This window comes from Arcticibacterium sp., from assembly GCF_055134445.1.
This window is the reverse complement of the sequence record NZ_JBSRVI010000176.1, coordinates 1-12,862: the sequence shown is the minus strand read 5'-3', so window position 1 is coordinate 12,862 and position 12,862 is coordinate 1. Positions and strand designations below refer to the sequence as shown.

13 protein-coding genes are annotated in these 12,862 nt (G+C 38.0%); 8 read left to right on the top strand and 5 right to left on the bottom strand.

From position 1 onward, the window contains the following. Positions 1–2: 2 nt before the first annotated feature. The 4 genes from ACTBZY_RS23235 (at position 3) to ACTBZY_RS23220 (ending at position 3,752) form a co-directional block, all read left to right on the top strand. A complete protein-coding gene (locus tag ACTBZY_RS23235) occupies positions 3–545 on the top strand; it encodes a GNAT family N-acetyltransferase (protein ID WP_463048791.1) in 543 nt (180 codons plus the stop codon). Continuing rightward, positions 542–1,756, top strand: coding sequence for an MFS transporter (locus tag ACTBZY_RS23230; RefSeq protein WP_463048790.1), 1,215 nt, complete (start codon positions 542–544; stop codon positions 1,754–1,756). The genes ACTBZY_RS23235 and ACTBZY_RS23230 overlap by 4 nt, the downstream gene beginning before the upstream one ends. Before the next feature lie 77 nt (positions 1,757–1,833). Next, positions 1,834–2,616, top strand: coding sequence for a hypothetical protein (locus tag ACTBZY_RS23225; protein WP_463048789.1), 783 nt, complete (start codon positions 1,834–1,836; stop codon positions 2,614–2,616). A 122-nt stretch (positions 2,617–2,738) separates the two neighbouring features. After that, positions 2,739–3,752: an NAD-dependent epimerase/dehydratase family protein gene (locus ACTBZY_RS23220; RefSeq protein ID WP_463048788.1), complete on the top strand. Its 1,014-nt coding sequence runs from the start codon at positions 2,739–2,741 to the stop codon at positions 3,750–3,752. A gap of 4 nt (positions 3,753–3,756) precedes the next feature. On the opposite strand, the gene ACTBZY_RS23215 is transcribed toward ACTBZY_RS23220, so the two are convergent. Next, complete coding sequence (locus tag ACTBZY_RS23215; protein WP_463048787.1) at positions 3,757–5,430, bottom strand: glycosyltransferase family 39 protein; 1,674 nt, start codon at positions 5,428–5,430, stop codon at positions 3,757–3,759. A gap of 118 nt (positions 5,431–5,548) precedes the next feature. Between ACTBZY_RS23215 and ACTBZY_RS23210 the strand changes: the two genes are divergently transcribed. The 4 genes from ACTBZY_RS23210 (at position 5,549) to ACTBZY_RS23195 (ending at position 9,145) form a co-directional block, all read left to right on the top strand. Then, on the top strand, positions 5,549–6,490 hold the full coding sequence (locus ACTBZY_RS23210; protein ID WP_463048786.1) for a glycosyltransferase family 2 protein: 942 nt from the start codon (positions 5,549–5,551) through the stop codon (positions 6,488–6,490). Continuing rightward, positions 6,483–7,340 carry a lysylphosphatidylglycerol synthase transmembrane domain-containing protein gene (locus tag ACTBZY_RS23205; RefSeq protein ID WP_463048785.1) on the top strand — a complete coding sequence of 286 codons (858 nt, stop codon included), beginning with the start codon at positions 6,483–6,485 and terminating at the stop codon, positions 7,338–7,340. Before ACTBZY_RS23210 ends, ACTBZY_RS23205 begins: the two co-directional genes overlap by 8 nt. Positions 7,341–7,385: 45 nt before the next feature. Further along, positions 7,386–8,126: a 3-keto-disaccharide hydrolase gene (locus ACTBZY_RS23200; protein WP_463048784.1), complete on the top strand. Its 741-nt coding sequence runs from the start codon at positions 7,386–7,388 to the stop codon at positions 8,124–8,126. Between the two features lie 254 nt (positions 8,127–8,380). Then, positions 8,381–9,145, top strand: a complete 765-nt coding sequence (locus tag ACTBZY_RS23195) for an Eco47II family restriction endonuclease (protein WP_463048783.1) — start codon at positions 8,381–8,383, stop codon at positions 9,143–9,145. On the opposite strand, the gene dcm is transcribed toward ACTBZY_RS23195, so the two are convergent. The 4 genes from dcm to ACTBZY_RS23175 all read right to left on the bottom strand — a co-directional run. After that, the gene (gene dcm, locus ACTBZY_RS23190) at positions 9,118–10,362 is read right to left on the bottom strand and encodes a DNA (cytosine-5-)-methyltransferase (RefSeq protein WP_463048782.1); all 1,245 of its coding nucleotides are present in this window, start codon (positions 10,360–10,362) and stop codon (positions 9,118–9,120) included. The genes ACTBZY_RS23195 and dcm overlap by 28 nt on opposite strands. A gap of 210 nt (positions 10,363–10,572) precedes the next feature. After that, entirely contained in the window at positions 10,573–11,079 is a 507-nt protein-coding gene (locus tag ACTBZY_RS23185; RefSeq protein WP_463048781.1) for a hypothetical protein, read from the bottom strand. Beyond that, a complete protein-coding gene (locus ACTBZY_RS23180; protein ID WP_463048780.1) occupies positions 11,076–11,309 on the bottom strand; it encodes a hypothetical protein in 234 nt (77 codons plus the stop codon). Before ACTBZY_RS23180 ends, ACTBZY_RS23185 begins: the two co-directional genes overlap by 4 nt. 257 nt (positions 11,310–11,566) lie before the next feature. Further along, a partial coding sequence (locus tag ACTBZY_RS23175; protein WP_463048779.1) for a xanthine dehydrogenase family protein molybdopterin-binding subunit occupies positions 11,567–12,862 on the bottom strand: 1,296 nt, incomplete at its 5' end.

Genomic DNA, 12,862 nt, shown 5'->3' with positions numbered 1-12,862 from the left:
AAATGAACATTTTCAGTGAAAGGGTAACCCTGAAACTGGTAGACAACTGTGACCTAGAACCTATTCATAAGCTACTCGCCAGACCGGAAGTAGACCATTTTAATACACTAGGAATACCTAAAGACATTAAAGAAACCGAGGGTACCATAAAACCATGGATCTCGGAAAACAGTAAAGACAGCATTGAAAATTACACCTTCTCCATTGAGCTGACTAAAACCAATCAGTTCATAGGCCTAATTGCTTTGGTTTCTTCTGGTTCAAAAAAGCAGCAAAAAGCAGAAGTATGGTATAAACTTCATCCAGATTTTTGGGGTCAAGGTTTTGCTAGCGAAGCTTTGGAGAGCATTTTAAGTTTTGGCTTTAGTAAACTGAAGCTACACAGAGTAGAAGCAGGCGTAGCCGTAGAAAATATAGCTTCCATTAGAGTCCTAGAAAAACTCAACATGCAGCAAGAAGGAAGAAAAAGAAAGGTATTACCCTTGAAATCTGGTTGGTCAGATAACTATATGTACGCTATTCTTGCCGAAGACTTTAACGCATGAAAAAATCAACTTGGCTACTTCTTTTAGTAGCCTCTTTAGGTTATTTTGTTGACACCTTCGACTTAGTACTTTTTGTGGTAATCGGTAAGAGTAGTTTAGCAGAAATGGGTTACTCTGGAGCATCTCTAGACCATATGAGATTATTATTGTTTGACATTCAAATGGTTGGTTTACTCATAGGAGGAGTTGTATTCGGTGTTCTTGGTGACAAAAAAGGACGCCTTTCGGTGCTCTTTGCTTCCATCATTTTATACTCTGTTTGTAATATCATTAATGGATTCATCTCTGATATTTATTCTTACTCCGCTCTTCGGTTTTTAGCTGGAGTTGGCTTGGCGGGCGAATTAGGCGTAGGCGTCACCATTGTGGCAGAAACTATGCCACAGAAAATTCGGGGCTATGGCACTTCCATATTAGCCGCTACAGGTGTTTTAGGAGCCGTAGTGGCTGGCCTCATTGGCGATGCCTTCTATTGGCGTTATGCTTTTTTTATTGGCGGAGCACTCGGTATTCTTCTTCTACTTTTACGCATCGGTACTTATGAGTCAGACATGTTTCTTCATGCCAGCGAAAGCAAAAAAGAAAGAGGTAATATTCTAAAACTCATTAAAAATCCTAAAAGCCGAAAAATCTACCTTTTAAGTTTGCTTGTGGGTATTCCAGTATTTTTCGTGGTCACTATTTTAATGCAGATGGCACCGTCATTGGCAGAAGAATTGGGCATTAAAGGAGAAATAACCACAGGAAAAGCAGTGGCATTTATATACCTCGGTTTAGCTTTTGGCGATGTGCTTTGTGGCGTAGTAAGTCAAAAACTCCAAAGCAGAAAAAAGGCCATAGGTATCTTTCAAGTATGCAGTTTGATAATTTCTTTGGTCTATCTCAACCTCCATGGGCAGTCGGCTTACACCTTTTACACCGTCTGTATTTTAATGGGTATTTCTACAGGTTACTGGATAGTGATGATTACCATGGGAGCAGAACAGTTTGGCACTAACATAAGATCTACCGTAGCCACCACCATTCCTAATTTTGTGAGAGGAGCCGCTATCCCTATCAGTATGTTATATGGCCTTATTGGTGCTATAAACGGATTTACCATTATTCAAGCCGCCATCATTACGGGGGTACTGTGTTTCTCATTAGCTATTTATGCCAATTATGCCCTTCCTGAGACTTTTCATAAAGATTTAGATTATCTGGAAGATTGAAGGGCATGTATAAATATTGAGCCAGAAGAAATATTTTAAAGTCTATAGGCGTTAAAATGAAAAACTATCTCAACACTATGAAAAACACTAGCATTCTTTTTCTGCTTCTAAGCTTAACAATATTCTCATGTAAAAAAGACGAGGGAACCGAACCCATATCTGGCGTCGATGTAGTAGATACGATTCAAGAAGAAGTTGACTTGCTTCCCGAAATCACAGCCACAGAAATAGAGCAAAATTCCATTACTCAGATGGATGTAACACTAACACCAGATAATAAAGCCTCCGCCAAATATCTTTTATATTTATCTTACGACGATAATAATAGATTAAAAAGTGTAGTTAGAAACACCGATACGCTTTATGCCTACAATTATAAGACAGACCAAGTTTCTGTACTTGATAATGGGAACAAAAAAATAATCTACTTGAGCAATGAGGGAATAGCAAAAGAAATCCAAGGCCTTACAAATCAATACAAATACTATTTTAAGAATAATTACTTCGTTAGAACCACAGAAATTAATTCTCTCAAGAAAGATTATTCGAGCGAAGGAGATCTAATGTTTTATAGAAACGGTGATCTCACCGCAGAATACGACTATACAGACCTACCGAATACCATACGCCAAGAGGTCTTATCTCCTTTAACTTTCCACTGGTCTTTTAGAGACAAGTATTTAGGAAACTTCAGTACTAACCTTATCAAAACGGCGATTTTTCATGACTCTAGTTTAGGATATGATTATATCTTACTTTTCACATATGAATTTGATAAAGAAAATCGTGTAAGTAAAGTAATTATCAACAGACAAGACAACGATATGTCATCTGTAATAGAATATGCACTCACGTACTAAACATTAATAAAATCCTATAAAAACGTCTTGTGCCTTTTAAAGAATCCTTCAATAAAGAATAAGTACAAAATACGAACCTTTTTCCGTTAAAAGGGATTTTATGGAACAAGTGATTCATAAAAATGAAAATTCTAGTTACAGGAGCGGCCGGTTTTATAGGACTTCATCTTATTAAAAAACTAATAGGCGAAGGACATGTAGTAGTAGGTTTTGACAATATCAATAACTACTATTCGCAGCAGCTAAAATACGATAGACTGGTAGATAATGGGATAGCCGCAAATGCTGAAATGCCCGAAAAATCATTAATAGCTTCTACCGTTTTTGATAACTATAGATTTATAAAAGCAGACCTACTAGATACTGAGGCCTTAGAGGAGCTTTTTGCCTCAGAGCAATTTGACGTTGTCATTAATCTTGCTGCCCAAACGGGTGTAAGAAACAGTATTGACAATCCTAAAACATATATTAAAAATAATGTTGATGGCTTCTTAAATATCCTAGAAACGGTTAAAAAGTATCCTGTTCATCATTTAATATATGCATCTAGCTCTTCTGTTTATGGAAACAATGCAAAGATTCCGTTTTCGGTAGACGACAAAGTAGACCATCCCGTAAGTATTTACGCGGCTACCAAAAAGAGTAATGAACTTATGGCTCACACTTATAGCCATTTGTATCAAATCCCAACTACAGGTTTGAGATTTTTCACGGTTTATGGCCCATGGGGTAGACCAGACATGGCCCCTTCCCTATTTGCAGACGCTATGATGAATAAACGTGCCATCAAAGTTTTCAATAATGGAGACATGGAGCGTGATTTCACCTATGTGGACGACATCGTTGAAGGTATTTCTAGGCTTTGCATAAATGCTCCTCAAGGCCCGGGAGCTCCGTATGCCCTGCATAATATTGGCAATAGCACGCCTATCAAACTGATGGATTTCATTGAGGCATTGGAATCTAATCTGGAAATAGAAAGCATTAAAGAAATGTTGCCAATGCAGCCGGGTGATGTAAAAAGAACTTATGCCGATATTGAGAGCCTGCGAAAAGCCATTGAATATACCCCTAACACCTCCCTTAAAGATGGCGTAAAGCATTTTGCCAACTGGTTTAAAAACTACAACGCATAATTCCTCATTTCACCTGAACTAAGTAAGCGGTTTCTAAAACAGAAGCTCTCGTGTTGGGATTTAGAAAATCTAAGCGGGGCTTAGAGACGCCAAAGTGTTTGAAGTGAAATTTCTTATTCCATTTAATTCCCGCATTTTGCACAGCTTCTAAATCATCGTCATAGAAAAAAAGCCACTGTCCCGGCTTCACTTTTTCCTTAACATCTTCTAAGGCTATTCTTGGCGTATTTCTTTGGGTATAAAAATCTAAAGACCAACTGTATCTTCCAAAAAGTAGAAAAATATCCTTCGTAGGAATAGCCTCTTCTTTAATCACTTTGGCCGCTTCATTACCTGCTTGAAAAGGCATGATATTAGGATAATAATGCGTACTCAGGCAGAAATTTATGATAGCCATAAAAGAAACCGACACGAAAACTATCTTACGCCAAAGTTCCATTTTCTCTTTAATAATGAAGCCCAATACCACTATCAAAAAGCCATATGCTCCCAAGAGAATAGGTGATGGCAATCCAAAGGCCCAAAAGGTCAGGTAAAAAATACCGCCCGCTATGAGTGTTAAAGAGACATACTGTACTATCAAAATAACCTTCAATGTTTTAAGGCTATTCCTGTCTTTCAAGTTGATGATAAAACCTGCTACCAAAACAGACAAAATAGGTAACAAACTATTCAGATAATGTGGCAACTTAAACTTAGAGGTACTAATAACAAATAAAACTAAAATGGCACCTACAGAAGTCAAAATCTCCAAACCTTTGACATACTTAAAATTGTTTTTGACCAGTGATTTTATTCTGTCAAAAAAGGCCAAGTAAACGATAAAAGACCAAGGGATAAAAGCCCAAAGTAGGTTATGGAAAAAGAACAGATAATCGGGATTGTTTTCACCAAAACCTTTGGCGGTAAGCCTATTAAAGTTTTGGTCCCAGAGAATAAATTTCACGCCAGAAACATTCGTTTGACCTTCTATCACTAGCTCTGGATGTAAATCATACTGCACAAAATAGGCGTAAACCACGGGCAAAATGCCCAAGCCAAAAACCACTAAGCCTAAAAGCGATTTCCAGCTAAAAAAGGCTGACCACCTTCTGGCGTAAGCCATATAGGCCAGTAAAACCACACCCGTAATAAAAACACTGAGATGCCCTTTGCATGAAAATGCAATGGCTGCCGCTAGAGCTCCAACCACCAAATACCTCAGCTTTGAAGTATGAATGTATCTTACCAACTGCCATACACTCCAAATAGACGCACCTGTTAAAACAGCATCTGTACGGACGTCATGATTGGCCAAAATAATGGCATATGAAGACAGAAAAACTAAAGGAGCAATTTGGGCTGCTATTTCCCCGTAGAACTCTTTGGCCAATTTATAACATGAATAAGCCCCAATACCCGTAAATAAAATGGCCGGCAAACGATAAGCAATATGTGAAATACCAAATACTTTAAAGGAAATTGCAGACAGCCAAAAGTGCATATGCGGCTTGTCTAGATAAGGAATACCTCCCTTAAAGAGGTGTAGAAAATCATTATCTAGGTATATTTGCATGGCCATTGTAGCATGCTGGGCAGAGTCATTCTCCATCAGGGGAATAAACAAACCAACCAGATATACGGCAGCCAGCAAAAAGTACAACAGATTATAATCGTCTTTGGAAATAATACTATTCATAGGATAAAGTCTTAAAAGACCAAAAATTGAGATGAATTTGAGTGCTAATTATTTTCTTATTCGACGGTAAAATTAAATATTAAAAAGAGCATCTATAGCCCGCCAAGAACATATTTTCATGAATAAATCTCCGAAACTATCCATAGTAATCCCCGTTTTTAACGAAGAAGGAAATAACGCCTTACTGTGCGATGCCATAGGTAAAGAATTAAAAGACTACGCATACGAAATCATCTTTGTAGACGACTACTCAACCGACGGGACTAGAGAAGAAATAAAAGGCTTCAAAAATCCAAATGTGGTGCTGATAGAACTTAAAAGGAACTATGGACAAAGCTCTGCATTGGCCGCAGGAATAGACTACGCCACAGGAGATTACGTCATCACGATGGATGGCGACATGCAAAACGACCCTTCGGATATTACCATGATGCTGAAACTAGCCATAAAAGAAGAATGGGATATGGTGACAGGTCAAAGGCAAAAAAGAAAGGATAATTTCCTGAGAACACTACCCAGTAAGATTGCCAATTACATCATCAGAAAAGCCACCAAGTTCCATATTACGGATGCCGGCTGTGCCTTAAAAGTAATGACGGCCGAAACGGCTAAAAACATTCCGCTTTATGGAGAGCTTCATCGTTTCATAGCCTTAAATGCTCATATAGATGGGGCCAGAATTACAGAAGTGCCTGTAAAACATCATGCTCGCCAGTTTGGGGTTTCTAAATACGGATTAGGCAGAACATTTAAAGTTATTAATGACGTCCTTTTGATTCTTTTCCAACAGAAATACATGCAGAAACCACTGCATTTTTTCGGGAATCTAGGGATGACCTTCTTTGGTATTGGTGCATTGATAAACCTTTATCTTTTAATAGTGAAACTATCTGGAGAAGACATTGGTACCCGTCCGCTACTTATTCTTGGAGTGCTTTTAGTGTTGGTAGGTATACAGTTTTTCACAATCGGTATTGTGTCAGATTTACTGATGAAAACCTATTACGAGTCGCAGGACAAAAAGCCTTATAACATTAGAAAAGTCTCCACTTTTGAATAAGAAAACGCTCATAACGGCTCTTAAGATTCTATTTACGGTGGTGTTACTTTATGTGGTATTCACCAAAATTGAGTTCGAAAAAATAAAATCTGTTCTAGCAGATGCACAAATACTTCCGTTACTTTTGGCGGGAGTATTATTGTTTGTTTCTCAGTGGATTTCAGCCGAAAGACTTCGTTATCTACTTTCAAAAAACACCTTCAATATCTCTAAAGCCAGCAACTACGCTCTGTATTTGCTCGGTATGTTTTATAATTTCTTTATTCCGGGTGGCATAGGTGGCGATGCCTACAAGGTGTATGCCATGCATAAGAAGTTTGATTGGTCTGCGAAAAAACTTACTGCCGTACTCTTTATTGACCGTCTTACGGGCTTGGCCGCCATTGGTGTTCTGACTTGTCTCTTGGCCATAGGTTTGCCTTTGTTTCAAACCCTGCCATTCACCACCTTATTGATAGCAGCTGTTCCTGTGGGCTTAGTAAGCTTTTATCTTATTGTTAAACAGTTTTTCCCTTCTTTTAAGACAATACTTATACGCCCCCTTCTTCTTTCTCTTTTGATTCAGGGTTTACAGGTTTTCAGTTTGATAGCTTTACTTTACAGCATTTCGGAACCAAGCGACAGCATTGTTTACGCGGTAGTGTTTTTAGTTTCTTCAGCACTGTCTATCTTTTCTTTTTCGGGCATTGGCATTAGAGAGCTTATTTTTTATCAAGCTGCGGTATTCTTTGCTTTTGATAGCACATTAGCCGTTACTGTTGGTTTTCTTTTCTCATTTATTACGGCGGTCATTTCTCTTTTCGGCATCATTTATCATATCAAAAAGCCAGACTTAAAACTGGAGGGATAATTCCATTTTTTTGTACATTGTTGGCTAGAAAAAAATGTAACCCAAATGAAATTCCTATCAATACTGCTTATAGCATCCTCTTTACTGTGTCAAGCTCAAGTTTTACCTACAGTCTCACTCTTTAATGGTAAAAACTTGGAGGGCTGGTACATGATATCTCAAGACAACTCCCCCGCTCAAAACTACTTTGGCGTAAAAGATAAAGCCATACATGCATACCCTAGCCAAACGGCAGACAGCAAGCAACCTTTTGCCGCTATTATCACAGAAAAGGAGTACGAAAACTATGTTTTAAAGTTCGAATACAAATGGGGTGAGAAGAAATTTGCACCAAGAGAAAACGAAGTAAGAGACGCGGGAGTGGTATTTCATATATTTGGTGAGCGAGTTATCTGGCCCTCTGGCATAGAGTGTCAAATCCAGGAAGGCGACAGCGGTGACTTATGGATAATACAGGCTAGAGCCAGCTCTAAAGTGGATGGCAACGGAAACAACTATAGCCCAGAAGGTACTTTAATAACCAAAGGCGAAAAAAACACCTACAGCCGTATATCTAGAATGAACTCCTGGGAACACTCCGGCTGGAATAATGTCATGGTCACCGTAAATGGTAATAATGCTAAATTTTTTATCAATGGAAAGCTGGTAAACGAGGCCATTAATATGCAGCGATACGATGAAAGCACTAAAAGGTGGGTGCCATTAACCAAAGGTCAAATCCTTCTTCAAGCAGAAGGCTCCGAAGTGTTTTACAGAAACATCACGATACAAGACCTGAAAAAATAAGCCTACAAAAAAGAAGCCGAGCGGCTTCTTTCTGCAGATTTAATAAAAGGGGAAATGACTACAAAAGCACGTAAGCCTCCCAAGAAAGCTTGATGCTCTCATGCCTCATACTATAAAAGTGTTCCACATCTAATATTAAATACTATGGGGTGATTTGGGGAGTTTTGGGTTTAGTTTGGGGTAAGAAAAAGTATGAGCAAATCCCGGTTCAAGCTAAAAATACTATATTGTAACAATCTTTAAATCCGAACCCAATGCCAGGACAATATTTAAGCTACATCACAAACGAACATTTATTTAAATGCATCGAAAACCTTCATAATTCTTACCTGAGAGCACAATTCAATATCAGTAAGAAGAAATTTTACAGCAATAAAATTGACACTTTCAAACTGACTTTTGATTCTAAGTTTAATGAAATGGATGAAAAGACGCTTATTAAAACGGAGATAAACCGTCAAATAGACAAATCCATCAATAATTCAATTGGTACTTTTCATGAGCAAATTCTAGGCGGAATTCAAGGATATGAAATAGGTAATCAGAGTGGTTTTGATATAAGAGCATCGGACGATACTTTATTTGCAGATATTAAAAACAAACACAATACCATGAATAGCAGTTCGGCGGAAAGCCTTTTCCAAAAACTTGCTAATTATGCCGATAGATACAAAAAATCTAATTGTTATTGGGTGCAAATTTTAGCTAAGAAAAGCCTAAATGAACTATGGTTTGGTGACATAAACGGCAGAGAGTATAGCCACAGCAGAGTTTTTAAAATTTCAGGCGACCAGTTCTATGCTTTAATATCTGGTGAAGAGGACGCATTATTTCAATTATATAAGATATTACCAAAAGCGATTGAGGAGTACCTTTCTTCCAAATCGAAGAAAGACAAATTGGGTAGTTCCGCAGTAGAAGAAATCTCCGAAAGTTCAAAACTTAATAATAGAACCATTCTAGATGAAATCACCTTTGAAAATTTCGCATTTTATAAAGGCTTTGACACACTAGCATAATAAGCATTCAAAAACTTAATAATTGAAAAGCCAATTTCCTTCCCTAGGTTGCATGGAACTGCATTTCCTATTTGTTTATATTGCTGAGAAACAGCACCTGCAAATTTCCACTCATCTGGGAATGTCTGAATTCTAGCATATTCCCTGACAGTAAAAGGCCTAGTTTCTTCCGGATGACACCTTTCTGTTTGTTTTTGAGCAGGGCTACAGGTTAGAGTCAAACAAGGTTCATCCCAACCTATTCGCCTAGCCATACCCGTTTTCCCTCCACCCAAATAGAAACTCTTTTGCATGTATTCCTTTTGCAAATCGAGCGGCAAATCTCTCCAATATCCTTTTTGAGGAATTAAATCAAGAATCTTCTTTTTGTGCTCTGGGTATTTTGTACCGGGAGAATCTGGCACATCAGAATCATATAATTCACCTTTCTTTAAAGCATCACTTAAATTGTAAATTTTCTCGCTAGGCAACGGATAAGCATATTCTAGGTCGATATCTTTCCTAACGCCCACCAAAATCAAACGCTCTCTTTTTTGAGGAACATTATAATGAATGGCCTTTAGAACTCTTACGGGACTAACTACATTATATCCGATTTCATCTAAAATAGAAATCATACCCTCTAAAGTTTTTCCCTTTTCATGGGAAAGTAAACCACGAACATTTTCACCAATGCATATTGCAGGTTTAGTTTCTTGAACTACCCTTGCAAACTCATAAAACAAAGTACCTCTGGCATCATCAAGTCCTAGCTTTTTACCTGCATAACTAAAAGCTTGGCAAGGAAAACCACCCGTTACTACATCAACTTTATTTTCTAAATCTTTAAAATCAAAATTCTTAATATCTCCTTCTAAAACATTCCAATTAGGTCTGTTTTGACGTAAGGTTTGACAGGCCCATTTGTCAATCTCATTCAATGCTACGCATTTAAGACCTGCTTGTTCCATACCAATGGCCAAGCCACCAGCTCCTGCAAACAATTCTAAAACAGAATAATTTCTCCCACTTTCTTCAAAATTATCTAATCGCTTACCTGCGTTAACATAATTTCTAAACTCAGGGAATAGCTCCAAAGACTCTTTTTTATAAACCCTGTAGTTACTCATTGGCTCACGAGCGGCAGTCAATTTGCCCTCTCTGTCCCAACGACGTAAAGTTTCGGTGTTTTTGCCAAGAATTTCAGCAACTTCAGAAATAGAATAGTAATCACTCATAACCAACTTATACAACATTATACATGGTTACAAACTTAGCTGTTAAGTTTCGATTTTTCTGCTTAAATTTTTAGCAATTGAGGATTATCGCTGATACAGATTGAAGACTGTCAGAAATACTTTGAGAATAAATGAACTCCTATGCTGAATTTTAATCCTACCATTAAAATCCTCTCTTTCGGGTATATTTAATATTCTAACTGCATCATTCTAGTAACCAACCAATAATATTCCTTTTAGAGGTAGATGCAACCTACTTGAGATATAAAGAGTTTCAAGAAAAGTATAAACTATATTAAAATCTTTGTGACCTCTATATGTGTTCCTAACAGCTACGATTAGATATTCAACTTCAAACATCATACAAGCCTGAAAAATATCTTTCATATATTGATTGTTTTCAGTAGCCCTCCCTGCCTCAACTTCTATTACAATCTTTCCATCTTCACTTAAAGCATCAGCATTATAACTCTTGTCAATTTGATTACCTAATCCAAATAAAACCGGTACGTCAATTTTGTCATCTTTAGCTTTACTCGTCTCAACCGCATAGCCAATTTTTGTCAATGGCTTATATAACTCTTTTAGGACAGCATTACTTTTTAGATCATTAAAATCACTATCAATTTTACCATTTACTTCCAAAAAGCAATCAATCACTTTCCTTATTTCTACTGTAATGCCTTGAGACCTTGGGAAAAACTGATATTGTATCATATTTCAGAAAGAATTTTGTGAGCTAATTCATCCTCATCTAAAGCTAAATCCTCATTATCAACAAAATAAAATATCTGCTCATCAATAAGTCTAGCTTCATTTGAAGAATAGCTACCATCTTCTTTCATTAAAACATCATTAAGTTCAACGACACTAATTATTCTCCCTCCAAAAGGCATGTTAATATCTCTAATTGGGTAGTTTTTATTTTCGAAACTTATAATATCCATTTGGTAATGTTTGATTATTAATATTAAAGACGGTCTAGCACTTTCTTATCATAAATATACATCCCAATTTTGTTTAGCTAAATTCTAATTCTTCTTTTCTCAAAAATCAAAATCAGTTTTTCGCGAATTCTTCAAACACCCAAGCCAAAGTTATACTTCTTGATTTTACGAATACGTAAAACCAAATTAAGTTCGCAAGAAGAATGACTTAATCTTAATTTCTTTTCACCTTAAATAACTATTTTTTTTCGCCCCCTCTACCCCAAAACAAACGGCATATCCCGCATTCTTTTACCAGTTAATCTGAAAGTAGCATTTGCTATGGCGGCGGCTATGGGGCCTAAAGGTGGTTCGCCTACTGCTCCTGGAGCATTGGAATTTTCTAGTATCATCACATCTATTTCTTTGGGAGCGTGACGCATCATGGCCATTTGATATGGCCCGTAAATGGTAGGACTTAGTTGCCCATCAGTCACTTCCATTTTTTCAAACATAGCCGCACTCATTCCCATAATAATGGCACCTTCGCACTGAGCTCTAATCTGGTCTGGATTTACGGCCAACCCTACGTCTATCACGCAGGTTACCTTATGCACTTTTATTTCACCGTCTAAGATAGAAACCTCCGCTATCTGAGCCACTGGTGTGTTGGCATCTGTGCAGCAGGCAAAACCCACTGCCCTACCTTCTGCTAATGTCATATTATTCCAGTTCACCCTATCTCTGGCCGCTTCTATGACCGATTTTAGTCGTTTACCTGCGGTATCGTCACCTATTTGGTCTAGCCTAAACTGTATGGGATCTTTGTCTGCTTTTACGGCAAGTTCGTCCATAAAGCTTTCTATAGAAAAAGTATTGGCCAAGAGCCCCAAACTTCTCCACCAACTGGTGGCAAAAGGTAATTTTACTCGCCAAGAAATAGCACGATAGTTAGGAATACCGCTGTATTGAATCATGCCACCACGCCATGCACCGAGGTCTGCACCCAAAGCTACATTGGCAATATGCGGCACTATGGCAGAGCCAAAAGCCACATCACCACTAGAAACATTATGTTCTAAAGCCTCTATTTTACCATCTGCCGTAAGTTTAGCTTTTAAGACATGATGTGTTGGCGGTCTGAAAGTATCGTTTTGGAACTCTTCTTTTCTATTAAAAAAGCATTTGACAGGTTTACCAACGGCCTTTGAAAGCACCGCCGCCTGAATGGCATTTGGCGTATGCAGCCTTCTACCAAAACCGCCACCCAAATAGGTTGGTTTTATTTCCACCTGCTCCTCTTTCAAGCCCAGTCTTTTTGCCACCTCTTTTCTGGTAATTCCGACCACTTGGGTTGAAATCATCACGGTAGCTTTATCTTTCTCTACAAAAGCCACGGCACCGTTTGGCTCTATTTGAGCATGAGCACCCAGCGGACTCGTATATTCTGCGGTAATCAATCCCTCTTCTGATGCTAAAACTTTCTCAGCCTTACCTTCTTTCTGAATTTCAAAAGGCTCCCCTTTTCCTACTTTCACCAGAGCCTCGATATCCTTGGTTTGCCAGACTTTGTC